Source organism: Micromonospora sp. WMMC273 (assembly GCF_027460285.1).
In the GTDB taxonomy this organism is placed as follows: Bacteria; Actinomycetota; Actinomycetes; order Mycobacteriales; family Micromonosporaceae; genus Micromonospora; species Micromonospora aurantiaca.
On sequence record NZ_JAPZBE010000001.1, the window covers coordinates 179028 to 202101 of the forward strand.

A 23074-nucleotide genomic window follows, 5' to 3' on the forward strand; every position below is an offset into this window, starting at 1 on the left:
GCTCCCGGCCGGTCAGGGAGGATGGACGCTGTGGGCAGGGGTGAACTGCGGATCTATCTCGGGGCCGCCCCGGGCGTCGGCAAGACGTACGCGATGCTCGAGGAGGCCAAGCGCCGGGCCGAGCGCGGCACCGACGTGGTGATCGGCCTGGTCGAGACGCACGGCCGCCGGCACACCGCCGAGATGATCGGTGACCTGGAGCTGGTGCCCCGCCGCGCGATGACCTACCGGGGCGTCGAGTTCACCGAGATGGACCTGGACGCGGTGCTGGCCCGGCGGCCCGAGGTGGTCGTGGTGGACGAGCTGGCCCACACGAACGTGCCCGGCTCCCGTCACGAGAAGCGCTGGCAGGACGTGCAGGAGCTGCTCGACGCCGGGATCAGCGTGCTCTCGACGGTCAACGTGCAGCACCTGGAGTCACTGAACGACGTGGTCGCGCAGATCACCGGCACCACCCAGCGGGAGACGGTCCCGGACCAGGTGGTCCGGGCCGCCGAGCAGGTCGAGCTGGTGGACATGACGCCGGAGGCGCTGCGCCGCCGGATGGCGCACGGCAACATCTACCGGCCCGACAAGATCGACGCCGCGCTCGGCAACTACTTCCGGGTCGGCAACCTCACCGCGCTACGCGAACTGGCGCTGCTCTGGCTGGCCGACAAGGTCGACGAGCAGCTCGACGCGTACCGGGCCCAGCAGGGCATCTCCGACACCTGGGAGGCGCGGGAACGGGTGGTGGTCGCGCTGACCGGCGGCCCGGAGGGCGAGACGCTGATCCGCCGGGCCGCCCGGATCGCCGCCCGCAGCAAGGGCGCCGACCTGCTCGCCGTGCACGTGGCCCGCAGCGACGGGCTGGCCGGCGCCGACCCGGCCCAGCTGGCCCGGCAGCGGGTGCTGGTGGAGAGCCTCGGCGGCACGTACCACCAGGTGCTCGGCACCGACATCCCGGCATCGCTGCTCGACTTCGCGCGGGGCGTCAACGCCACCCAGCTCGTGCTCGGCGCGAGCCGCCGGGGCCGGTTCGCGCAGGTGTTCGCCCGGGGCGTCGGCGTGACCACCACCGCGCTGTCCGGCCCGATCGACGTGCACCTGGTCACCCACCCCGAGGCGGGCCGCGGGCGCCGGGGCACGTCGGTGCCCGCCGCGCTGTCGCGACGCCGGCGGCTGATCGGGTACGCGCTCGCGGTGCTCGGCATGCCGCTGCTCACGCTCGTGCTGCGGACGCTGCCCGACCTCACCCTGACGAACGACATCCTGCTGTTCCTCGCCGGTGTCGTGGGCGTGGCGCTGGTCGGCGGACTGTGGCCCGCGCTGGTCGCCGCGCTCGGCGGATCGCTGCTGCTCAACTGGTTCTTCACGCCGCCGTACCGGACGCTCACCATCGCCGAGGCGGACAACCTGCTCGCCCTGGGCGTGTTCGTCGGCGTCGCCATCGCGGTGAGCTGGGTGGTCGACGTGGCGGCTCGCCGTACCCGGGAGGCGGCCCGGGCCTCCGCCGAAGCGCAGACCCTGGCCACCGTGGCGGGCAGCGTGCTGCGCGGCGAGCGACCGCTGCCCGCGCTGCTGGACCGGCTGCGGGAGACGTTCGGGCTGCGCGCGGTCAGCGTGCTGGAGCTGACCGACGAGGCCGGCGGACGCCCGGCGCGCGCCCGGGGCGCGGACGCCTGGCGGGTGGTGGCGAGCGTCGGTGACCGGCCGCCCGGTAGCCCGGGCGCGGGCGAGACGGTGGTGCCGGTGGACGACCGGCTGAGCGTGGTGCTCGCCGGCCGGCGGCTGGAGGCGGCCGACCGGCGGGTGGTCGAGGCGTTCGCGGCGCAGGCCGCCGTCGCGCTGCGCCAGGAGCGGCTGGCCGAGGAGGCCGCGACCGCCCGTCCGCTCGCCGCCGCCGACCGGATGCGGACCGCGCTGCTCGCGGCGGTCAGCCACGACCTGCGTACGCCGCTGGCGTCGGCGAAGGCGGCGGTGAGCAGCCTGCGCAGCCACGACGTCGAGTTCGACGCGGACGACCGGGAGGAACTGCTCGCCACCGCCGACGAGTCGCTGGACCGGCTGAGCCGGCTGGTGGCGAACCTGCTCGACATGAGCCGGTTGCAGGCCGGCGCGCTGGGCGTGAGCGCCACCGCGATCGGGCTGGAGGACGCCGTACCCCTGGCGCTCGACGAACTGGGCCCGGCGGCGGCCGAGGTGACCACCGACATCCCGGCCGACCTGCCGGCGGCGCTCGCCGACCCGGGCCTGCTGGAGCGGGTGCTCGTCAACATCGTGGCCAACGCGCTGCGGCACAGCCCGCCCGGTAGGCCGCCGACGATCACCGGCAGCGCACACGCCGGACAGGTCGAGCTGCGGGTGATCGACACCGGGCCGGGCATCCCGGAGGACCAGTGGGAGCACGTCTTCCTGCCGTTCCAGCGCCTCGGCGACCGGCACAACCAGACCGGGGTGGGCCTGGGGCTGGCGCTGTCCCGGGGACTCGCCGAGGCGATGGGTGGCAGCATCACCCCGGAGACCACGCCCGGTGGCGGTCTCACCTTGGTGCTGCGGCTGCCGGCCGCCACCCAGCCGGAGGGGCCGCAGGAATGACCCGGATCCTGGTCGTCGACGACGAGCCGCAGATCCTGCGCGCGCTGCGGATCAACCTGCGGGCCCGGGGCTACGACGTCGAGGTCGCAGGCAGCGGCGCTACCGCGCTCAAGGCCGCCGCCGCCCACCCGCCGGACCTGGTGGTGCTCGACCTCGGCCTGCCCGACCTGGACGGCACCGACGTCATCCGGGGCCTGCGCGGCTGGACCGCCGTGCCGATCATCGTGCTGTCCGGGCGGGCCGGCAGCGAGGACAAGGTGTCCGCGCTCGACGCGGGCGCCGACGACTACGTGACCAAGCCGTTCGGCGTCGACGAACTGCTCGCCCGGATCCGGGCGGTGACCCGGCGGCTCGCCCCGGCCACGCCCGCCGTACCGGCGCTGCGAATCGGCCGCAACACCGTCGACCTGGCCGACCGGACGGTCACCCGGGACGACGGCGTCGAGGTCAAGCTCACCCCCACCCAGTGGGCCATGCTGGAGAAGCTGCTGCGCAACCCGGGCAAGCTGGTCAGCCAGCGCCAGTTGCTGCACGACGTGTGGGGACCGGAGTACCACCACGAGACGAACTACCTGCGGCAGTACATGGCCCAGCTGCGGCGCAAGCTGGAGGACGACCCGGCCCGGCCCCGGCATCTGATCACCGAACCGGGCATGGGCTACCGCTACCGACCCTGACGTTTGCGCGAGCGCGGGCGGGGGACTCGGCGACCCGGCCGAGCAGCGGGGGAGGGGCATGGCGGACAACCGGTCCTCGGAGGGGTTCGGCCGCCGCCTGGACGAGCACGCCATCGACGCGGGCGCGGCCGAGCCGGAGCGACCCGACGGGCTGGTCGACAGCGGCGTCTACGTCGACGGCGTACGCCGGGCGTCGCCGGTGAGCCTCGCCGACACGTTCCGCTGCCTGCAACAGCTCGACGACGCGATGGCCTGGATCGGGCTGCGCCGGCCGGGCCGGGAGGAGGTGGCCTCGCTCGCCGCCGAGTTCCAGCTTCCCGACCTGGCCGTCGAGGACGCGATCAACGCCCACCAGCGTCCCAAGCTGGAACGCTACGGCGACACCCTGTTCGTGGTGCTGCGCGCCGCCCGCTACCTGGACGCCCGGGACGCGGTCGAGTTCGCCGAGCTGCACCTGTTCCTCGGCCCCGGTTTCGTGATCACCGTGCGGCACGGCGGCACGCCCGACCTGGCCGGCGTACGGCGGCGGCTGGAGGCCGAACCCGAGGTGCTCGCACTCGGCCCGGAAGCAGTGCTCTACGCCGTACTCGACCGGGTGGTGGACGGCTACGCGCCGGTGGTGGCCGGGCTGGAGAACGACATCGACGAGATCGAGACCGAGGTGTTCGGCGGCGACCCGAACGCCAGCCGCCGTATCTACGAGCTGAGCCGCGAGGTGATCCAGTTCCAGCGGGCCGCCCGGCCGCTGCTGAAGGTGGTCGACGCGCTCACGCACGGCTTCGACAGGTACGGCACTGACGAGGAGCTACGCCGCCGGCTGCGCGACGTGGCCGACCACCTGACCCAGGTGGTGGAGCGGGTGGACGGGTTCCGGCACCTGCTCCAGAACATCCTCACCGTCAACGCCACGCTGGTGTCGCAGGCGCAGAACGAGGAGATGCGCAGCCTGACCGCTGCCAGCTTCGAGCAGAACGAGGAGATCAAACGCGTCTCCGCGTGGGCGGCCATCCTGTTCGCGCCCACCCTGATCGGCACCGTCTACGGGATGAACTTCACCCACATGCCGGAGCTGGACTGGCGGTACGGCTACCTGTTCGCGGTCACCCTGATGCTTGCTGTCTGCGGCGCGCTCTACCTGCTGTTCAAGCGCCGCGGCTGGCTCTGAGCCAGGCCCGGCGCGTCTCGGCCCCGGCCGCCCGCCCTCGGTGATCCACTAAAGTGTCCGGGTGGCTACCCCCCGTCGTGCGTGCGTCGTCCGGCTCCGGCCCTCCGGAGGGGAACGCTGATCGGGGACACGGTTCCGGCACCGCGCGGCGGGCGACGGACCAGTGACGGAAAGCGTGGGCTGGCCGGCCACTGTGCCCGGATCGTCGCGTCCCGGCCGTTCGAGGTGGCCATCGTGGTGCTCATCATGGCCAACGGCGTGGTGCTGGGCATCGAGACGTACCCGAACCTCGGCGCGGCCGGGCCGGTGCTGCGGTGGACGGAGTGGATGTTCCGGGCGGTCTTCGTCGTGGAGATCACCATCCGGGTGCTCGCGTACGGCCGCCGCCCGCAGGACTTCTTCCGGCACGGCTGGAACGTCTTCGACCTGCTGGTGACAGCGGCCATATTCGTCCCGGGCCTGCACGGCGACTCGGCGGTGCTGCGGTTCATCCGGGTCGCCCGGGTACTGCGCCTGGTGCGCTTCTCACCCGGCCTGCGGACCATCGTCGCGGCGCTGTGGCGCAGCCTCCCAGGTGTCGCGGGTTTCCTCGCGCTCGCCGCCGTCACGCTCTACGTGTACGGCATGGCCGGCTGGCTGATCTTCGGCGACCGCTACCCCGAGCAGTACGGCGACATCGGCCGTTCGCTCGTCACGCTGTTCGTGCTGCTGTCCCTGGAGACGCTGCCGGACCTGCTGGAACAGGGTCTGGAGGTGTCGCCGTGGACGCTGCTCTACTACGTCAGCTTCGTGATGATCGCGGTGAACCTCCTGCTGAACATCCTCATCGCCGTCATCGTCAACTCGATGGAGGAGGCGCGCCGGCTGGAGATGACCGAGGGGCTGGCGTCCGACTACGACTCCGACGGGGACGGGATTCCGGACGAGGTGGACCGGATCGCGATCAGCCAGCGCCTGGACGACCTGCGCATGGTGATCGCCGAGCTGGAGCGGGAACTGCGCATCGACAGGGAGGAGCCGCCCGGCGCGCCGCGCCGCCGGCAGCCCTCGGACCACTGATCAGAGACGGTCATGACAGTTCCGTGACGAAAGCGGTTCCCGGGTTTGACCGACTGGTTGATCGGGGCAACCAGGCTGACGCCAACACATTTGAGGGAAGGGACGCCTCTCGTGGAGATCACGGGCTTCTTCACCGCGCTCATCATCGGTCTCATCATCGGTGCGCTCGGGCGCCTGGTGGTGCCGGGCAAGCAGAACATCCCGATCTGGCTGACCCTGCTCATCGGTGTGGTCGCCGCGTTCGTCGGCACGCTGGTGGCCGGCGCGTTCGGCGTCGACGACACCCCCGGCATCGACTGGATCGAGCTGGCGCTCCAGGTCGGCTTCGCCGCCATCGGTGTCGCCGTCTTCGCCGGCCTCTACGGCCGCCGCCGCATCTGAGGCACCCGACGGGGCCGCTTCCGCACGTCGCGGAAGCGGCCCCGTCGTGTCACTCCCGCCAGCCGGTCAGCTCGACGCCCTTCGCCAGCTCCACCCGGAAGCCCAGGGCGATCTCGCCGCTCTCACCCGGCGCCGGCGACAGCCGCCAGATCAGCTCGCCCAGCTCCGTACGCTCGGCCGGTGGCGGCGTCAGCGTCGTCTCGCGTACCACCACCGACTCGTCCCGGGACACCGGCAGCTGATCCCGCACCTCCACAGTGGCCGGGCGGGACGTGTGGTTCGCCACAGTGATCCGGTACTCCACCTCCCGCCGCCGCGTCGACCCGAGCGTGGCCTTGCTCTCGGTGCGCCGGGACAGCTTCCGCTCCACCCGCACCCGGTCGTCCACCCCGAGCGCCAGCTCGGTCTCCTCGCCCGGCGCCCATGTCTTCAGCCGCGTCGCCGCCACGAAGTCGGCACCGTGGAAGACCGACGCCGGGCCGGGCAGCAGCGTGTGGTCCGACGTGTTGCGGACCGTGGCCCGCAGGTGCGCCTCGGCGGCGCGTACCGGCACGCTCACGTGGTCCAGCCGGGCCGGCAGCTCCAGCACCGCGATCGTCACCCGGTGCGCGCTGCCGTCCGCCGGCACCGCCACCGGCCGCGCGGGCCGGTAGGTGGCCGCCGTCACGCCCTGCTCCACCTCGGCGACGCTCTCCCGCACCGGCGGCGCCGCGGCCCGCGCCGCGCGGGGACGGCCCGCCGCCGGCGCCGCGCCGGGCGCCGGGGGCGGCACCGTGCCGCCGAACGACGCGGTCGACACGGCCATCGGCGGCTCCGGCCGGAACCGGTCGAGATACCAGGGCGACAATTCGGGTACGCCGCTCGCCGCCGCCGGGCGGGCGGTGGAGAGCTGGAGTTCGCACTCCGGCCAGTCCTCCCCGGTGCCCTGGCTGACCAGCCCGAACCAGGTGACGGTCATGGTGTCCTCGACCAGCCGCAGGTCGTATGAGGGCGTCCAGCGGGCGCCGTCCACCAGGTACGTCAGCTCCAGCTCCACCTCGGTCTCGTCGGCGTCCACCGAGACGGACACCTCGGCGGCCAGCCGGTCCGGCTCCCGCTTGCCGCGCGCCGCGTCCAGCTCCCGGTCGACGGCGGCCAGCTCCTCCGCCAGCTCGGCGCGCCGCCGGGCCAGCCCGCGCCGCCGGGCCCGCGACTCGGCGAGCTGACCGGCCACCGAGTCGGTGAAGGCCGCGACGTCAGCCGGGGCCGCGTCGCCCGCGGCCAGCGCCCGGGCGTACGTGCCACCCGCCCGCTCGGCCAGCCGGGTGAGGAAATCGCCGCGCTGGTCCTCGATCGCGTCGGTGTCACCGACCTCGGCCAGCTCGTCGGACAGGTCGCGCCGCCGCCGTTCCAGCTCGACGACCTGGGCGTCGGTGCTGCGGGCCTGCCGCCACGCGGCCACGTCCACCCCGAGCACCGTCACCGCGCCCCGGCCACCCACCCGGATCGAGTCCCGGCGCAGGCCCAGCGGGAGCGGGGCGACGCGTACCCGGTGGTCGCCGGCGGTCAGCCGGACGCGGCCGCGGCGGGTGACCCGGGCGCGGTCCGGGTAGACGGTCACGCCGACGACAGGCGCATCGATCTCCAGAGTGTCCACGGCGGCGAGGGTAGTTCAGCCGCGCCCGCGGCAGGGCTACCGCAGATGGAGCCGCTCGTCGACGGCGACAGCGGCCAGGTCGCGCGCGGTGAACGGCAGCGGTGACGCGGGCGCCTGTCTGTCGTACGCGCCCTGCGCGACGAAGACCACCACGCCGTCGGGGTGGCGGTAGGCGGCCCACTGGTCGAACCGGTCGTCCGCGCCAGGCCGGACCACCACGCCCACAGTCGCGTCGCCGACCGTCACCGGCTGGCACTCGCCCCCCATGCCCCAGAACTCGCGCGCCAGGGCACACGGCTCGGACGGCAGCAGGTTGCCCGCGGTGTGCACCTCGGTGAGCAGGCGCCCCTTCCACGTCCCCTTCGCCACGTCGACCGAGGCCAGGTAGCTCCACAGCTCGACGCCGTCTGCCCGTCCGGTGAAGTCAGCCTGATGGGTGCCCAGCGTCTCCTTCCCGGTCTCGGTGGAGACGGTCTTCTCGGCGGTGTACCCGTCGGGCACCACTGTGACGAGCCGGTCGAGCAGCAGGGCGGCCTGGTCGTACCGGGTGCCCGCCCGCGCGGTCCGGTCCTCCTGCGGCAGGCCGTCGGGCCCGGTCGGCATCGGCTCGGCGCTCGTGTCCGCCGACGGCGGCGGGGCGGCCTGCGGCAGCGCGGCCGGCGGGCGCCGGTCGCCGCCGCCCGGGCTGGCGAGGGCCACGACACCCACGACGGCGAGTACGGCCGTCGCCGACCCGGCGCACGCCTGGACGGCCCGGCGCCGGTTGCGCGCCCGCCGGGCGGTCCGGAGCATGGCGTCCGTGCTCGGTCGCGGTGGCGCGGCGACGCCGAGCATCTCGTCGCGAAGCGCCTCGCGCAGCTGGTCTCCGTTCATCGTTGCCCCTTCTCGCTCGATGAGTGCATGGGTGACAGGAGGCCGCGCAACGTGTCCAGTCCGCGGGCGGACTGGCTCTTCACCGTTCCCGGCGAGCAGTTCAGCAGCGCCGCCACCTCGTCGATCGGCAGGTCCTCCCAGTAGCGGAGGACCAGGACGGCCCGCTGCCGGGGCGGTACGGCGGCGAGCGCCTGGAGCAGCACGAGCCGGTCCTCGTGCGGACTCGCCGGCACCGGCGGATCGGCGTCGGGCGTGCCCACCCGTTCCCGCCGCCACCAGCCCCGCCGCCGTTCGTCGAGGAAGGACCGGACGATGATCTGGCGCAGGTAGGAGTCGAGCGCCTCGTGCCGGGCGATCCGGTTCCAGACCAGGTACAGCTTGGTGAACCCGGTCTGGACCAGGTCCTCCGCGCGGTGCCAGTCGCCGCAGAGCAGATACGCGGTGGCGCGCATGGCGTGGTGCCTCGCCGAGAAGTACTCCGCGAACGCCGTGTCGCGATCACTCATTCGGACCTCCGATCGAATTCGGGATAGTCACGCCATGTGTGGCTCCCGGGGTTGCTCGGAGGACGCGGCGAATCTGCGCCGCCGCCGGTCAGCCGCGGAAACCGCGTGCGAGCAACCGGAGCCCTCCGGGTACGTCGGCGGTGGCGACGGCGCCGTAGCCGAGCACCAGACCGGCCGGGCCGGGCGGCCCCGCCTGGTAGCCGGCGATCTCGCGTACGGTGACGCCGGCCTCGGCCGCCCGTGCGACGACAGTCGGCAGGTCGACGCCGGCGTCCGGGCGCAGGCGCGCGCACAGGTGCAGGCCCGCCGTGGACGGCACCGGGTCGAGCCAGCCGGCGAGGTCGGAGCGCAGCGCGGCGTCGATCAGGTCGCGCCGCTCGGCGTACACCCGGGTCGCCTTGCGGATGTGCCGGGCCAGCTCGCCGGAGTCGATGAACCGGGCCAGTGCGGCCTGCGTGGTGTGGTCGCCGTGCCAGTCGGTGAGCTGCCGGGCGGCCAGCAGCGCCGGGCGCAGCGAGGCGGGGGCGACCAGGAACCCGAGGCGCAGCATGGGCAGCAGCGTCTTGGAGAACGTGCCGACGTAGACCACCTTCCCGGCCCGGTCCAGCGTCTGCAGCGGGTCCAGCGGGCGCGCCGAGAAGCGGAACTCGGTGTCGTAGTCGTCCTCGACGATCACCGCGTCCCGGGTCGCCGCCCAGTCCAGCAGCGCCGCCCGGCGGGCCGGGGACATCCGGACGCCCAGCGGGAACTGGTGCGACGGGGTGACGTAGACCAGCCGCGCGTCGCCTGGTAGCGCGCGTACGTCGATGCCCTCGTCGTCGACCGGTACCGGCACGACCCGCGCGCCGTGGCCGGCGAACAGCCACCGGGCCGGGGGATAGCCGGGGTCCTCGACGGCCACCCGGTCGCCCGGCTCGAGCATCACCCGGGCGATCAGGTCCAGCGCCTGCTGCGCGCCGTGGGTGACGACGACGTCGTCGGGCCCGGCGAGTACCGCGCGGGCGAGACCTACGTACCGGGCGACGGCGCTACGGAGGCCCCGGTGCCCGGCCGGGTCGGCGTAGCCGCCCCGGATCGTCGCGGTACGCAGTTCCCCGGCGACCAGTCGCCGCCAGGTGGCCAGCGGGAACAGCCCGGTGTCAGGGGTGCCGGCCCGGAAGTCGTGTCCCGGGCGGGGCGCGGCGGTGGGCGCCGGCTCGGCGGACGCCCAGAACGCGCGGGGGCGTACCCCACCGGCCGGCGCGGGACGGGGCCGGGCGCGGGCGACCGGCTCGTCGGCGACGAACGTCCCCGCGCCGACCCGGGCGGTGAGCAGCCCCTCGGCGGTCAGCCGCTCGTAGGCGACGGCGACCGTGTTGCGGGAGACGTCGAGGCGCCGGGCCAGTTCGCGGGTGGGTGGCAGCCGTTCCCCGGGCCGCAGCCGGCCGTCCAGGATCGCCTCCAGCAACTGCCTGTGGATCCGGGTGGCGCGGTCGCCGGGACCGGCCAGGCTGACGTGGACGTCCACGGCGACGACACTACATTGGCCCAATCGAATCGCCTGGAATCGGCGCTTCTGCGAGCCAATCCGCAGGTCTTGGATGAAGGAAGGAGCATGGCGAACGGGGGACGAGCAATGACCGATGTCGACACCGGCCGCCGGGTCCGGGTGCTGGCCCTGGCCCAGCTCGCGAACTCGGTGGGTGACGGCGCGTTCTACGCCTGCTCGGCGCTGTTCTTCATCCGGGTGGTCGGGTTGTCCCCGGCGCAGGTCGGGATCGCCCTCACCGTGGGCTGGTCGACGGGCATCCTCGCCGGGGTGCCCGCCGGCCAGCTGGCAGACCGCTACGGCGCGCGGCGGATGACAGTCGTCTTCGCCGTCGCCACCGCCGCCGCACTCAGCGGCTTCCTCGTGATCCGTTCCTTCCCGCTGTTCGTGCTGCTCGCCTGTTGCTACGCCGCCTGCCAGGCCGGGCTCACCGCCAGCCGGCAGGCGCTGCTGGTCGGGCTGATCGAGCCCGCGCGGCGCACCGCGGTACGGGCCCGGTTGCAGTCGGTCTCGAACGCCGGCCTGGCCGCCGGGGCCGGGCTGGGCGCGCTCGTGCTCTGGGCGGACAGCCGCCCGGCGTATCTGTCCGCCTTCGCGCTCGACGCGGCGAGCTTCCTGGCCGCGGCCCTGCTGGTGCGCCGGCTGCCCGAGGCGGCGGCGCCGGTCCCGGCCGGACCCGAGCCGGGACGGCTGGCCGTGCTGCGCGACCGCCCGTACGCGCTGATCACCCTGCTGAACGCGGTGATGTGCCTGAACATGCCGCTGCTCAGCCTGGCGTTGCCACTGTGGATCGCGGAACGGACCGACGCCCCGGCGCCGATGGGCGCGATCGTGCTCACCGTGAACATGCTGTGCGTGGTGCTGTGGCAGGTCCGGGTGGCCCGCCGGGTGACCGATCCCGGCACGGCGGCGCGGGCCAGCGGGCACGCCGGTTGGGTCCTGCTTGTCGCCTGCGGCGCGTACGCGGTCTCCGGGATGGTCGGCGGCGCGTGGGTGGCCTCGGCGGTGCTGCTGGGCGCGGCACTGGTGCAGGTGTTCGGCGAGATGGTGCAGGCGGCCAGCGGCTGGGAGGTCGGCTTCACCCTGGCCCGCCCCGACCGGCAGGGGCAGTACCAGGGCTTCTTCGGCATGGCGCCGCAGTTGGCCCGGATGCTCGGCCCGGTGCTGCTGACCTCGCTGCTGCTCGGCTGGGGCACGCCGGGCTGGCTGGTGCTCGGCGGGCTGTTCGTGGTCGCGGGCCTGGCCATGCGTCCGGCGGTACGCCTCGCCGAGCGCCGCCGGGCCGCCACCGAGGTGTGGATTCCCGCTCCGGCACTGGGCTCGACCGGCACTGAGGTGTCCTCCACCACGTCGCGGCGAGGCCGCTGAGCCGTTGCGCACCTACGGGAGGCGATCAGGGCGGATTTCTGGCACGGTGGGTAGAAGTGAGATGCCTTCTGCGGCGCGGTTGAGGGGGAGTGGTGGAGTTCTCGGTGGCGACCAGGCAGGGGCGCGTCGGCCCGGTGATCGAGGTCGCCGGCGATCTGGACATGGCCAGCGCGCCTCAGCTGCGTGACCGGCTGCTCGATGTGGTGGAGGCCGGTGCGCGGACGGTGGTCGTCGACCTGACCCAGGTCGGGTTCGTGGATTCCAGCGGCCTGGGCGCACTGGTGCTCGTCTACAAGAACCTGCGGGAGCGCGACGGCTGGCTCGGTCTGGCCGTCGTCCGCCAGTCGATCCGCAACGTCTTCTCGATCACCTCGGTGGACCGTGTCATCCCGCTCTTCGGCACCGTGCGGGACGCCGAGGACGGCTCACCGGCGGCGGTGCGCTGAGCGCTCCTCGTCGGGACTGACGCGAGTGGTGTCGGCGCCGGCGGTGCTGCGCCGCGGCCCGTGGCCGCCGTACCAGTCGACGACGAGCAGCGTGGCGTCGTCGGTCAGCGCCGGCCCGGCGGCTGCCAGCACCGCGTCGGACAGCGCGCGGACCGCCTCGCGGGGATGCAGGTGGGTGAGGCTGAGCAGCGCCCCGGGCAGGTCCAGGTCGGCAGCGTTGCGTTCGCGCATGCCGTCGGTGACCATCACCAGCCGGTCGCCGGGCAGCAGGGCCAGCTCTCCGCTGCGGTAGCTCTCGCCGGGGAACATGCCGAGCGGGAAGTTGCCGGGCAACTCCACGGGTAGAACCTGGCCGTCCCGGACCAGCAGCGGTGGGACGTGTCCCGCGTTCAGCAGCTCACAGCGGCCGGTGGTGAGGTCGATGCGGCCCAGTACGGCGGTGACGTACGCGCCGCGTACGTTCGCGTGCTCCGCGACGGCCCGGTTGGCCTCCTCGGCCTGGGCGATCAGGCTGCCGCCGCGCCGGCGGGTGTTGCGCAGGCTGCCCACGCCGAGGGTGGCGGTGAGCGCGCTCGCCACGCCGTGGCCCATCGCGTCGGTGACGCTGAGGTGCAGCAGATTCCGCGCGAGGCTGTAGTCGAAGGTGTCCCCGCCGACGCTGGCGGCGGGTTCCAGCCAGCCGGAGAGGGTGAAGGCGCCGCCCTCGCAGGTGAACGAGGCGGGCAGCAGACGGCGCTGGATCTCGGCGGAGAGGCTGAACGGGGTGGTCCGCTGTCCCCACTCGAACAGGTCGGTGTGCCGGCGGTTGGCGATGACCACGAACGCCAGCGCGTGCGCGGTACGGGCTACCCAGTTCACCACGTCGTCGTCCGGCTCATCGGGCAGGTCGATCTCCAGCAGGCCGATCGCCTCTCCGCGGTCGGTGACCGGTGCCAGCACGGTCCACGTGCCGTCGCCGGGGACGACCTCGGGGGCCTGCTGCCGGAGGGCGCGTTCGTAGGGTCCGCCGTCGAAGGGGAGGACCTCGGCGTCCTCCTCGCCGTGGCGCCGGCCGGGACCGCCACGGGCCGGCTGGTGGGTCAGCCGGACCAGCGCACGGCCGCTGAGGTCGGCGATCAGCAGCGAGACGCCGCACGCGTTCAGCGTCGTGGCGATGACGCCGGTGACGGCCTCGACCGCCTCCACCGGGGCGGCGTCCTCGGCCGACTGCAGCATCCCGGCCAGCACCGCCTGCTCGCTGTCCTCCACGCTCTGAGCATATTCAGCGCGCCGGGTGGCCGCCTCACGAGCGGACGCCCGAGCCCGGAGGGCCGTCCGCCGTCGATGGCTCCCTATTGCATATGCTTGGCAACTACCGAATAGTGGCAGAAGTGGGCGGGCGCTCGGGCACCCGGTGATCTGATCTTCGCCGGAGCGCCCGCCCGCTACCTAGGACGAGTTCGAGGGGTTGCCGGTGGCGATCAAGCCCAAGCCCGTACGCGTGGCCGCGGCACTCGCCGCCCTGCTCGCCGTTGCCGGCTGCTCGTCGCCGACGGCGTCGACCGGCGGCACGGGCAGCGCCGGCACGCTGGTGGTCGCCACAGCGGGCGAGCCGGACACGCTCAACCCGGTGCTCAACTACGGCGTCGACGGCGCGTCGCTGATCTTCGACGGGCTGGTCGCCCGGGACGCCCGCAACGAACTGGCGCCCGCCCTGGCCCGCGAGCTGCCCACCGTCTCGGCGGACGGGAAGACGGTCACCGCGAAGCTGCGCGAGGGCGTGCTGTTCCACGACGGCGGCCCGCTGACCGCCCAGGACGTGGTGTTCACCTACCAGGCGGTGCTCGACCCGAGAGTCGACTCCACGCTGCGCTCCGATCTGGACATGCTCGCCTCCGTCACCGCGCCCGACCCGGCGACTGTCGTGTTCACCCTGAAGTACGCGTACGCGCCGTTCCTGCAACGGCTGGCGCTGGGGATCGTCCCGGCGAAGGCGTTCGCCGGGCAGGACGTCAACAAGGCCGCGTTCAACCGCAAGCCGGTCGGCACCGGCCCGTACCGGTTCACCTCCTGGACCCCTGGTGACCGGCTGTTGCTCGCGGCGAACGAGACGTACTGGGACGGCAAACCGGCGAACTCCGGCGTGGTGGTGGCGTTCGTCGCCGACGACAACGTCCGGGCCCAGCGGATGCGCGCCGGCGAGTTCGACGCGGCGGAGCTGGCGCCGAAGCTCGCCTCCGGGTTCGAGAACCGGAACGGCTACCGGGTGCACCGGGTGCCGACCGCCGACTACCGGGGCGTCATGCTGCCGATGGGCAACCCGGTCACCGGCGACCTCGCGATCCGGCGGGCGCTGAACGTCGCCGTGGACCGGCAGGCGATGGTGACGGGGGTGCTCGGCGGTGCGGGCGAGCCCGCGTTCGGGCCGGTGCCGCCCACGTCGGAATACGCCGAGTCGTCGATCACCGGCCGGCCCGCCGCCGACACCGCCGCGGCGACCGCCGCGCTGGACGCCGCCGGGTGGAAGCCCGGCCCGGACGGCATCCGCGTCAAGGACGGGCGGCAGGCCGCGTTCGCGCTCATGTACCCGGCCACCGACAGCCTGCGCAAGGAACTCGCGCTGGCCGTCACCGCCGACGCGAAGAAGGTCGGCATCAAAGTCACGCCGGAGGGGCTGACCTGGGACGCGATCACCCCGCGGATGAAGAACGACGCCCTGATCATGGGCTACGGCACCCCGTACGACCCGGACTTCGTCTCCTACAAGCTGTTCAGCTCGGCCTTCGCCGGGCAGGGCTTCTTCAACCCCGGCTCGTACCGGTCCACTGTCACCGATGCCGCGCTGCAGGACGGCCGGGACAGCGCCGACCCGGCCGTCCGCAAGGCCGCGTACGCCACGTTCCAGAAGCAGCTCGCCGCCGACGTGCCGTGGGTGTTCCTCACCTACCTCCAGCACACCTACGTGCTGAAGGACGCCGTGACCGGGGTGACGCCGCGGGTGGAGCCGCACGAGCACGACGTCGCCAACAGCATCTGGTGGAACGTGCACACCTGGACGAAGAAGCGGTGACGGCAGCCGTGACCGGCCGGCGACGGCTGGCCGGGGCGGGCACTGTGATCCGCCGGCGGCTGCTGGTCGCCGTACCGGTGCTCGCCGCCACCAGCATGGGCATGTTCGCCCTCGGCGCCGCCTCCCCGATCGACCCGGCCCAGCAGTACGCGGGCGCGGCGGCGTTCACCACGAGCGAGGAGAACCTCGCGCAGATCCGCGCCAACTGGGGTGTCGACGATCCGCTGCCGGTGCAGTACGCCCGCTGGATCGGCAACCTGCTGCGCGGCGACCTGGGCTGGTCGACCAGCCGGCACGAGCCGGTCACGTCCGTGCTGGCGGCCCGGGCCGGCTGGACGCTGCTGCTCGTCGGCACCGCGCTCGCCCTGGTGCTGGTGGCGAGCGTCCTGCTGGGCACGCTCGCCGCGTACCGCCGTGGTGGCTGGTTCGACAGGGCGCTGTGCGCCGTCGCGTACGGCGTGCAGTCCATGCCGGTGTTCTGGATCGGCCTCGCGGCGATCGCCGTGTTCGCGCTCAGCCTCGGCTGGCTGCCCGCCGGCGGGCTCACCGACATCACCGCCACCGGTACCGACCCGGCCGACGTGGCCCGGCACCTGGTGCTCCCGGTGACGGTGCTGGCGATCTCCCAGGCGCCGTGGTTCGTGCTGTTCGTCCGCGACGCGGTCGCCGAGAGTCTGCGCGACGACCACGTCCTGGCCGCCCGCGCCCGGGGGCTTCCGGGCCGGGTCGTCCTGTTCGGACACGCGCTGCGGACCGCGTTGCTGCCGTTCCTCACCCTGGTCGGCACGCACCTGCCCGAACTCGTCGGCGGCGCGGTCCTGGTGGAGACCGTGTTCTCCCTGCCCGGCCTCGGTGCGGTCACCGTCGAGGCCGCGCTGGGCGCCGACTTCCCACTGCTCGCGGCCACGACCCTGGTCACCACCGTCGTGGTGCTGACCGCGAACCTCCTCACCGACCTCGCCTACGCCGCCGCCGACCCCCGGGTACGCCTCGATGACTGACCTCGCCCTTCCCGCGCGCGTCCGGCGCCTGCGCCGAACCGGCGGCATCGGCACGACTGCCGCCGTCGTCGTGCTCGCCGGTGTGGTCGCCGCCGCGCTGCTCGCCCCGCTCCTGTGGCCGCTGGACCAGAGCGCCGTCGACCTCTCCCGTACCCGCCTCGCGCCCTCGCCGGAGCACCTGGCCGGCACCGACGACCTCGGCCGCGACGTGGCGTTGCGCAGCCTCTACGGCCTGCGCGTCTCGCTGCTCGTCGGCGCGGTCGCCGCGCTCGTCGCAGCGGTCATCGGCGGCCTGGTCGGCGCCGTCGCCGGCAGCGTCGGCGGCTGGGTCGACCGGGCGCTCATGCGCGTCGTAGACACCGTCGCCGCGCTGCCGCACCTGCTGCTGGGCATCTTCATCGTGGCGATGCTGCGCCCCAGCCTCGGGGCGGTGATCGCATCCATCGCGCTGACGCACTGGCTGTCCACCGCCCGGATCGTGCGGTCGGAACTGCTCAGCCTGCGCAACCGGCCGTTCGTGGACGCCGCGATCTCCGGCGGTGCCGGGCGCATTCGGGTGCTCACCCGGCACCTGCTGCCGCACGTGCTGCCGCGCCTGGCGCTGGCGACCACGCTCATGGTGCCGCACGCCGTCTGGCACGAGACCGCGCTGTCGTTCCTCGGCCTGGGCCTGCCGCCGCACCTCGCCTCGATCGGCAACATGATCAACGACGGGCAGCGGTCGCTGCTCACCGGCGCCTGGTGGGCCAGCATCGTCCCCGGCCTCCTGCTCGTGGCGGCCACGCTGGCGCTCGCCGTGCTCACCGGCCGGTGGCGTGACCGCCTCGACCCGCGCGTACGGGCGGAGCTGCAGCTGTGACCGCCCCGGCGCTGCTGACCGTCGACGGGCTGACCGTCCGCTTCCGGCTGCGCGACGCGCTCGTGCACGCCGTCACCGACCTGAGCCTCACGCTGCGGCCCGGCGAGCTGCTCGCGGTGGTCGGCGAGTCCGGGTGCGGCAAGTCCGTCCTCGCGCACGCCCTGCTCGGCCTGCTGCCGCGCAACGCCGCCGTCACCGGGCAGGCCCGCCTGCACGCGCCGGGACGCGAGGCTGTCGACCTGATCGGCGCGGGCGAGCGGCACCTCGCCCGGCACGTACGCGGCCGGGGCGTCGGCCTGGTCCCGCAGAGCCCCGCCACCGCGCTCACCCCGGTGCGTAACGGGCGGAAGCTGCTGGAGGAGACGCTGCGCGCGCACGGGCACACCCGCCGCGACGCGCCGGCCGCCGCCGACCGGATCGCCGCCGACGTCGGTCTCGACCCGGCCGACCTGGACCGGTACCCGCACGAGCTGTCCGGCGGCATGGCCCAGCGGCTCGCCACCGCGCTGGCTCTCGCACCGGACCCGCCGGTGCTGCTCGCCGACGAACCCACCACCGGCCTGGACCGGCCGCTCGTCGACCACACGCTGGACCTGCTGCGCCGCCGCTGCGACACCGGCGCGGCCGTCCTGCTCATCACGCACGACCTGGCCGCCGCGCGCCGCGTCGCGGACACCGTCGCGGTGATGTACGCCAGCCGCATCGTCGAGCACCGCCCGGCCGAGGGGCTGTTCGACGACCCGGCCCACCCGTACACCGCCGGGCTGCTCGACGCGCTGCCGGACCGCGCGTTCGTGCCGGTGCCCGGGCACCCGCCGGCGCTCACCGACCTGCCCGGCGGCTGCGCCTTCGCCCCGCGCTGCGTCCGCGCCACCGACACCTGCGCGACAGTGCCCCGCCTGGCCGCCGACGGCGCGGGCCGGGTCGCCTGTCACCACCCGCTGCGCGAGGGAGTACCGGCATGACGGTCACGGTTCCGGATGCCACCGATGCCGCCGCCCCGGGCGCCGCGCCGGCCGCCGGGCTCGCCGCGTACCAGGTCTCCGTCGCGTACGGCGGGCGGGGCGTCCTCGACCGGGTCGACCTGCACATCGCCCCGGGCGAGACGGTCGGGCTGCGCGGCCCCTCGGGCAGCGGCAAGTCCACTCTCGCCCGTGTCCTCGCCCTGCTGCACGCCCCGGACGGCGGTCACGTCACGATCGACGGGAAACGGGTCGGCGGCGTCCGCCACCGCCTGCCGGCGGAACTGCGCACCCGTGTCGCGATCCTGTTCCAGAGCCCGCGTGCCGCCACCGACCCGCGGCTCAGCCTCGCCGACATCGTCGCCGAGCCGCTACGTGCCACCGGCACACCGCGTGAGCAGGCGGCGGCCCGCGCGGCGGAGCTGGCCGACCTGGTCGGACTGACGCCCGACCTGCTGACCCGCCGCCCGCACGCGGTGAGCGACGGGCAACTGCAACGCGCCTGCCTGGCCCGCGCCCTGGTCCACCGGCCGGACTACCTGCTCTGCGACGAGGCCACCGCGATGCTCGACGCCTCCACCCAGGCGCACGTCGCCGCCGTCGTCGGCGACTACCAGCGCCGGCAGGGCGCCGGGGTCCTGGTCATCACCCACGACCCGGCGCTGATGGCCCGCTGGGCCACTCGGGTGGTGGACCTGCCGGCGGCGTGACCTCGCGTCACTCCTGCACCGGGCGGCGTACGGTGCCCAGCGCCCCGGCGACGACGGCCCCGAATCCGGTCGCCATGAGCGGCATCCCCATCTCGAACGGCAGCTCACCGACCCAGTTGATGCTGTCGCGTTCCGGCAGCGCGCCCAGGCTCACCGCGACCACCGCACCGGCGAGGAACATCCCGGCCACCGCCGCGCCGACCGCGAGCTTGGCGCACGCCACGCTCCGCCCGGCCCAGAGGCCGGCGAGGAGGGCGATCACCAGGGACACCACGACCAGCCAGGTCCAGCCGCCCTCGGTCTCCAGGTAGGCCCAGCCCGAGTACGACCACTGGTGCAGGCGGCTGGCGCGGAACCACGGGATCAGGTAGCCGAGCAGCGCGGTGGCGCTGCCGACCGTGAGCAGCACGTCGGGGGCCGGGCGGTACCAGCGAGGGGAGTCGTCCATGCGTCCGGAAGGTAGCAGTCAGAGCTGTCCGCACGCACGGCCGGCGACGTCGGGCCGCGCGCGGTCGCGCGCGGCCCGGAGTGGTCAGCACCAGCCGTTTATCGGCCCGTTGACGCCGGTGGACAGGTAGGCGTCGGACACCCAGCTGCCGTCGCTGAGCCGGTCCCACAACGCGGTGGTGCCGTACCGGCCGGTGTGCGAGGTGCCGTTGGCGGAGCAGGAGACGGTGACCGTGGCGCCGTCCGCGAGCGATCCGAGGACGCCGTACCCCGTTCCGGGACCGGAGCGCCGGGTCAGCGTGCCGCCGCCGTTGGCGTCGACGACTCCCTGGTTGAAGCCGAGCGCGCCGTAGTTGTAGACGGCGCCGCCCACGCCGGCGTAGGCGGATCCGTGCCGGGCGCCACCCTGGTACTCGCCGGCGCCGCTGACGAAGTCCCACTTGCCGATGCCGTGCCCGGCGATCGGGACGTAGACCGAGTTCTGCCGCAGCCCGAAGTGCACGTGCCGGCCGGTGGCGGAGCCGCCGCAGGTGACGTCGGTGCCGGTGTAACCGAGGTAGGCGCCCTGCCCGACGGCGGCGCCGTTTACGGAGATGCTGCTCCACAGGTGGTAGTAGTCGGTCGAGTAGCCCCGGTCGTGGATGACCCGGATCCACCCGGTGCACATCGTGTACGCCGTTCCGGCCCGCGCGGCTCGGACCACCTGGTCGCCGCCGGCGAGGTCGACGGAACTCCACGGCGCGCCGCCGCCCCAGCCGTGCGGCCCGCCGGTGAGCGTCCACGTCTGCCCGACCGCGAACGGCAGGGCCATGCCGGTCCGGAAGTCGCTCCCCGCGTACATGGGGGCGACGGGCGCGGTGAACACCGCCTTCTCGTCCTTGTTCACCAGCGGTGACGCGGCGGCCAGGTCACCGAACGACGCCTCGCCGTCGAAGGCGACGGTCCAGCCCTTGCCGTCGGCCCGCGCGAGGAAGACCGACCCGGTGGGGTGCGCGTCGGCGGACCGGTCCGCCAGCAGCACCGCGGTACCGAAGGCCCATCCGCCGCTCGCCCGGGTGACGGTGACCCGGGTCCGCTGCGGCCCGGCGGTCCGGGTCGCGGCGTCGGCCTGGCCGAGGAGTTTCGCGGTCACCGCTTCGGTGACGGGCGCGGGTGCCGGGCGGGGCGCGGCCGAGGCCGGGGCCGGTACCACGGCCCCGGCGCCGATCGCCGCCAGCGTGAAGGAGAGCACGAGCCGTCGCATGGGGCCTCCTATCGACAAGCATCACTGAATGGCGAGGCTATCGAAGGGCATGAAAATTGTCTACGATTTCCGCCTGCTTCGGTGAAGGATCTGTGCGTCGAGGCGCACCTGGAAGCGGATCTTCAAACGGCGCGGGTTTATTCGCCGCCGGCCGGGTAGCTGAGCGGTATGCGAGTACCGACCCTGGTCAAGACCGCGGCGGCGGTCACCGCGACCGCCGCCGCGGGCGCCGCCGCCACCTCCACCGGCACCTCGTCGCGCTGGTACCGCCGCCTGCGCAAGCCTGCCTGGCAGCCGCCGTCGGCCGCGTTCCCAGTGGTCTGGACCCCGCTGTACGGGCTGATCGCGGTCGCCGGTGCGCGGGCGCTGGACCGCTCCGAAGGGTCCGAGCGTGCCGCCTTCGCCCGCGGCTACGCGCTCAACCTGGCGCTCAACGCCGGCTGGACCGCCCTGTTCTTCGGCGCCCGCAGGCCCGGCGCCGCGCTGGCCGAGATCGCCGCGCTCAACGCGTCAAACCTGGTGCTGCTGCGCCGCGCGGCGCGCACCGACCGTCCCGCCGGAGCGGCGCTCGCACCGTACGTCGCGTGGACCCTCTTCGCCACCGCCCTCAACGGCGCGATCGTCGGCCTCAACCGGGGACGGTGACCGGATCAGGCCGGGTCGACGTCAGCGGACGCCGGGCGGGTCGCGCGCCACGACGCCAGGAGTCGTAGCCGATCGGCGTCCGGACTGCCCGGCTCGGCGGTGAAGACGAGCACGACCGGGCCGGGATTGCCCGGCAGCGGATAGGTGTCCCAGTCCAGGACGATGTCGCCCAGTCCGGGCACCCGGAACGTCTTGGTGCCGCTGACCGAGGCGCGGACGTCGTGCCGTGCCCACAGCCGCCGGAACTCCGCGCTTCGGATGCTCAGCTCGCCGACGACAGCGGTGGCGCGGGGATGGGTCGGGTCGTCGGCGACGGCGGCGCGCATCATCCCGATGTAGTCCAGCGCCTGCCGCTCCCAGTCCGGGCAACTCCGTCCCCCGGTCAGCGCGTCGTCGAACAGCAGCAGGAGCATGTTGAGTCGGCCGGGCGGGAGGTCCGCCGGGTCACCGAGCAGCGCCTGCGCCATCGGGTTCCAGTCGAGCAGGTCCAGATGCCGGCCGAGGACGACAGCCGGGGTGTCCATCACCCGCAGCAGCCGCCGGGTGCCGTCCGGCACCCGCTCCGGACCGTGGTCGACGCGGGTCGGCATCGGCCGCCGGGCGGCCCGGGCCAGCGTGAACAGGTGCCGGCGTTCGGTGTCGTCGAGAGCGAGGGCGCCGGCGAGCGCGTCCAGGACGTCGTCCGAGGGGCGTACCTCCCGGCCCTGCTCCATCCGCTGGTAGTAGTCGGTGCTCAGCCCGGCCAGCAGGGCCAGCTCCTCCCGCCGCAGGCCGGTCACCTTGCGCCGCCCGCCCGGCTCCAGGCCGACGTCGCGCGGACGCAGTCGGCCACGTCGGGCGCGGAGGAAGGCGCCCAGCTCGCGTGCGTACGGATGCCTGCTGCTCATGCCGCCAGTCTGCCGCGACGCCGCCCGCCCAGGGTAGGTCCCGCGGACCTAGGCAACCGGGAACGACCGAGACCGCCCGGATCGCTCCTAGCGTCATCGCTGAACGCGACCGCCGGACCCGAGGAGTAGCAGATGACCGGATGGACCACCGACCGCATCCCCGACCAGCGCGGCCGGGTCGCCGTCGTGACCGGCGCGAACTCGGGCCTCGGCCTGGTCACCGCCACCGAACTGGCCCGCCGCGGCGCCCACGTCGTACTGGCCGTGCGGAACACCGCCGCCGGCCGGGAGGCCGCCCGCCGCATGGGCGGCGACACCGAGGTACGCGAGCTGGACCTGGCCCGCCTCGAATCGGTACGCGCGTTCGCCGCGAAGCTGACCGCCGACCACCCGACGATCGACCTCCTCGTCAACAACGCCGGTGTGGTGCTGCTCGGCCCGCGCCGCACCTCCGCCGACGGCTTCGAGCTGCAGTTCGCCACGAACATGCTGGGCCCCTATGCGCTGACCGGCCTGCTGCTGGACGCGCTCGCCGGGGCGCGGGCGCCGCGGGTGGTGAGCCTCAGCTCCCTCACCCACCGCAACGCACGGCTCGACTTCGACGACCTGATGTCCGAGCGCGACTACCGGGCCTCTGCCGCGTACGGCCGATCGAAGCTCGCCACCACTGTCTTCGGCGTCGAACTGAATCGCCGCCTGCGCGCGGCCGGGTCGCCTGTGGTCAGCGCGCTGGCGCATCCCGGTCTCACCCGCAGCAACCTCACGCCGCGCGCCTGGGAACACCGCGGCCGGCTCGGCCGGATGATCGGGCGGCTCGGATCGCTCGCCACCCAGCCGGTCGAGCGGGGCGTCCTGCCGCAGTTGCGGGCCGCGACCGACCCGGAGGTACGCGGCGGCCAGTTCTTCGGTCCGTCCCGGTTCTTCGAGACCTGGGGTCCGGTCACCGAGGCGCGGCTCAGCCGGCAGGCCGCCGACCCGGCCGTGGGCGAGCGCCTCTGGGCTGCGGCGGCGGAGCTGACCGGTGTTCGTTACCTGTGAACCGGCGGTGCGCAACG

Annotated in this window: 22 protein-coding genes; 14 read left to right on the forward strand and 8 right to left on the reverse strand. The window is 74.0% G+C overall.

Translation table 11 applies throughout. The features are described 5' to 3' along the window. Positions 1-30 precede the first annotated feature (30 nt). From O7611_RS00940 to O7611_RS00960, 5 genes are all read left to right on the forward strand, one after another. Positions 31-2577 (forward strand): sensor histidine kinase, encoded by a 2547-nt coding sequence (locus tag O7611_RS00940; protein WP_269696040.1) that lies wholly within the window; start codon positions 31-33, stop codon positions 2575-2577. After that, entirely contained in the window at positions 2574-3254 is a 681-nt protein-coding gene (locus O7611_RS00945; RefSeq protein WP_194798824.1) for a response regulator, read from the forward strand. Before O7611_RS00940 ends, O7611_RS00945 begins: the two co-directional genes overlap by 4 nt. Before the next feature lie 58 nt (positions 3255-3312). Further along, positions 3313-4419, forward strand: coding sequence for a magnesium and cobalt transport protein CorA (locus tag O7611_RS00950; RefSeq protein ID WP_194798823.1), 1107 nt, complete (start codon positions 3313-3315; stop codon positions 4417-4419). An 81-nt stretch (positions 4420-4500) separates the two neighbouring features. Next, positions 4501-5478: an ion transporter gene (locus O7611_RS00955; protein ID WP_269696041.1), complete on the forward strand. Its 978-nt coding sequence runs from the start codon at positions 4501-4503 to the stop codon at positions 5476-5478. A 111-nt stretch (positions 5479-5589) separates the two neighbouring features. Continuing rightward, on the forward strand, positions 5590-5859 hold the full coding sequence (locus O7611_RS00960; RefSeq protein ID WP_174533488.1) for a GlsB/YeaQ/YmgE family stress response membrane protein: 270 nt from the start codon (positions 5590-5592) through the stop codon (positions 5857-5859). Positions 5860-5908: 49 nt separating this feature from the next. Here O7611_RS00960 and O7611_RS00965 read toward each other — a convergent pair whose 3' ends face one another. From O7611_RS00965 to pdxR, 4 genes are all read right to left on the reverse strand, one after another. Then, positions 5909-7495, reverse strand: coding sequence for a mucoidy inhibitor MuiA family protein (locus tag O7611_RS00965; RefSeq protein WP_269696042.1), 1587 nt, complete (start codon positions 7493-7495; stop codon positions 5909-5911). A gap of 36 nt (positions 7496-7531) precedes the next feature. Beyond that, positions 7532-8368 (reverse strand): hypothetical protein, encoded by an 837-nt coding sequence (locus O7611_RS00970; protein ID WP_269696043.1) that lies wholly within the window; start codon positions 8366-8368, stop codon positions 7532-7534. Beyond that, the gene (locus O7611_RS00975; protein WP_194798820.1) at positions 8365-8874 is read right to left on the reverse strand and encodes a SigE family RNA polymerase sigma factor; all 510 of its coding nucleotides are present in this window, start codon (positions 8872-8874) and stop codon (positions 8365-8367) included. Before O7611_RS00975 ends, O7611_RS00970 begins: the two co-directional genes overlap by 4 nt. Positions 8875-8962: 88 nt before the next feature. Beyond that, on the reverse strand, positions 8963-10381 hold the full coding sequence (gene pdxR / locus O7611_RS00980) for a MocR-like pyridoxine biosynthesis transcription factor PdxR (protein WP_269696044.1): 1419 nt from the start codon (positions 10379-10381) through the stop codon (positions 8963-8965). Positions 10382-10489: 108 nt separating this feature from the next. Between pdxR and O7611_RS00985 the strand changes: the two genes are divergently transcribed. Beyond that, on the forward strand, positions 10490-11770 hold the full coding sequence (locus tag O7611_RS00985; protein WP_269696045.1) for an MFS transporter: 1281 nt from the start codon (positions 10490-10492) through the stop codon (positions 11768-11770). 104 nt (positions 11771-11874) lie between these two features. Further along, positions 11875-12216: an STAS domain-containing protein gene (locus O7611_RS00990; RefSeq protein ID WP_269696046.1), complete on the forward strand. Its 342-nt coding sequence runs from the start codon at positions 11875-11877 to the stop codon at positions 12214-12216. On the opposite strand, the gene O7611_RS00995 is transcribed toward O7611_RS00990, so the two are convergent. Continuing rightward, complete coding sequence (locus O7611_RS00995; protein ID WP_269696047.1) at positions 12196-13464, reverse strand: PP2C family protein-serine/threonine phosphatase; 1269 nt, start codon at positions 13462-13464, stop codon at positions 12196-12198. The genes O7611_RS00990 and O7611_RS00995 overlap by 21 nt on opposite strands. 205 nt (positions 13465-13669) lie before the next feature. Here O7611_RS00995 and O7611_RS01000 point away from each other — a divergent pair, with 205 nt between their 5' ends. From O7611_RS01000 to O7611_RS01020, 5 genes are read left to right on the forward strand one after another with little or no spacing between them, the layout of a single operon-like run. Continuing rightward, positions 13670-15265 (forward strand): ABC transporter substrate-binding protein, encoded by a 1596-nt coding sequence (locus tag O7611_RS01000; RefSeq protein WP_269696048.1) that lies wholly within the window; start codon positions 13670-13672, stop codon positions 15263-15265. Further along, positions 15262-16266 carry an ABC transporter permease gene (locus tag O7611_RS01005; protein WP_269696049.1) on the forward strand — a complete coding sequence of 335 codons (1005 nt, stop codon included), beginning with the start codon at positions 15262-15264 and terminating at the stop codon, positions 16264-16266. Before O7611_RS01000 ends, O7611_RS01005 begins: the two co-directional genes overlap by 4 nt. Further along, entirely contained in the window at positions 16259-17125 is an 867-nt protein-coding gene (locus tag O7611_RS01010; RefSeq protein ID WP_194798813.1) for an ABC transporter permease, read from the forward strand. Before O7611_RS01005 ends, O7611_RS01010 begins: the two co-directional genes overlap by 8 nt. After that, entirely contained in the window at positions 17122-18090 is a 969-nt protein-coding gene (locus O7611_RS01015; RefSeq protein ID WP_269696050.1) for an ABC transporter ATP-binding protein, read from the forward strand. Before O7611_RS01010 ends, O7611_RS01015 begins: the two co-directional genes overlap by 4 nt. Beyond that, a complete protein-coding gene (locus tag O7611_RS01020) occupies positions 18087-18797 on the forward strand; it encodes an ABC transporter ATP-binding protein (RefSeq protein WP_269696051.1) in 711 nt (236 codons plus the stop codon). The genes O7611_RS01015 and O7611_RS01020 overlap by 4 nt, the downstream gene beginning before the upstream one ends. A gap of 7 nt (positions 18798-18804) precedes the next feature. On the opposite strand, the gene O7611_RS01025 is transcribed toward O7611_RS01020, so the two are convergent. Beyond that, a complete protein-coding gene (locus O7611_RS01025) occupies positions 18805-19245 on the reverse strand; it encodes a hypothetical protein (RefSeq protein WP_194798810.1) in 441 nt (146 codons plus the stop codon). Between the two features lie 84 nt (positions 19246-19329). Beyond that, positions 19330-20487, reverse strand: coding sequence for a peptidoglycan DD-metalloendopeptidase family protein (locus O7611_RS01030; RefSeq protein WP_194798809.1), 1158 nt, complete (start codon positions 20485-20487; stop codon positions 19330-19332). A 168-nt stretch (positions 20488-20655) separates the two neighbouring features. Between O7611_RS01030 and O7611_RS01035 the strand changes: the two genes are divergently transcribed. Next, complete coding sequence (locus O7611_RS01035) at positions 20656-21132, forward strand: TspO/MBR family protein (RefSeq protein WP_194798808.1); 477 nt, start codon at positions 20656-20658, stop codon at positions 21130-21132. A gap of 5 nt (positions 21133-21137) precedes the next feature. On the opposite strand, the gene O7611_RS01040 is transcribed toward O7611_RS01035, so the two are convergent. Beyond that, on the reverse strand, positions 21138-22019 hold the full coding sequence (locus tag O7611_RS01040; RefSeq protein WP_194798807.1) for a helix-turn-helix domain-containing protein: 882 nt from the start codon (positions 22017-22019) through the stop codon (positions 21138-21140). A gap of 132 nt (positions 22020-22151) precedes the next feature. Here O7611_RS01040 and O7611_RS01045 point away from each other — a divergent pair, with 132 nt between their 5' ends. After that, positions 22152-23057: an oxidoreductase gene (locus O7611_RS01045; RefSeq protein ID WP_194798806.1), complete on the forward strand. Its 906-nt coding sequence runs from the start codon at positions 22152-22154 to the stop codon at positions 23055-23057. The last annotated feature ends 17 nt before the right edge of the window (positions 23058-23074 follow it).

What these genes read in the sequence shown, in the direction of transcription:
- O7611_RS00945 (WP_194798824.1), top strand. Translation starts at nt 2,574, where the DNA reads ATGACCCGGATCCTGGTCGTCGACGACGAGCCGCAGATCCTGCGCGCG.
- O7611_RS00950 (WP_194798823.1), top strand. Translation starts at nt 3,313, where the DNA reads ATGGCGGACAACCGGTCCTCGGAGGGGTTCGGCCGCCGCCTGGACGAG.
- O7611_RS00970 (WP_269696043.1), bottom strand. Translation starts at nt 8,368, where the DNA reads ATGAACGGAGACCAGCTGCGCGAGGCGCTTCGCGACGAGATGCTCGGC.
- O7611_RS00975 (WP_194798820.1), bottom strand. Translation starts at nt 8,874, where the DNA reads ATGAGTGATCGCGACACGGCGTTCGCGGAGTACTTCTCGGCGAGGCAC.
- O7611_RS00985 (WP_269696045.1), top strand. Translation starts at nt 10,490, where the DNA reads ATGACCGATGTCGACACCGGCCGCCGGGTCCGGGTGCTGGCCCTGGCC.
- O7611_RS01010 (WP_194798813.1), top strand. Translation starts at nt 16,259, where the DNA reads ATGACTGACCTCGCCCTTCCCGCGCGCGTCCGGCGCCTGCGCCGAACC.
- O7611_RS01020 (WP_269696051.1), top strand. Translation starts at nt 18,087, where the DNA reads ATGACGGTCACGGTTCCGGATGCCACCGATGCCGCCGCCCCGGGCGCC.
- O7611_RS01025 (WP_194798810.1), bottom strand. Translation starts at nt 19,245, where the DNA reads ATGGACGACTCCCCTCGCTGGTACCGCCCGGCCCCCGACGTGCTGCTC.
- O7611_RS01030 (WP_194798809.1), bottom strand. Translation starts at nt 20,487, where the DNA reads ATGCGACGGCTCGTGCTCTCCTTCACGCTGGCGGCGATCGGCGCCGGG.
- O7611_RS01035 (WP_194798808.1), top strand. Translation starts at nt 20,656, where the DNA reads ATGCGAGTACCGACCCTGGTCAAGACCGCGGCGGCGGTCACCGCGACC.
- O7611_RS01040 (WP_194798807.1), bottom strand. Translation starts at nt 22,019, where the DNA reads ATGAGCAGCAGGCATCCGTACGCACGCGAGCTGGGCGCCTTCCTCCGC.
- O7611_RS01045 (WP_194798806.1), top strand. Translation starts at nt 22,152, where the DNA reads ATGACCGGATGGACCACCGACCGCATCCCCGACCAGCGCGGCCGGGTC.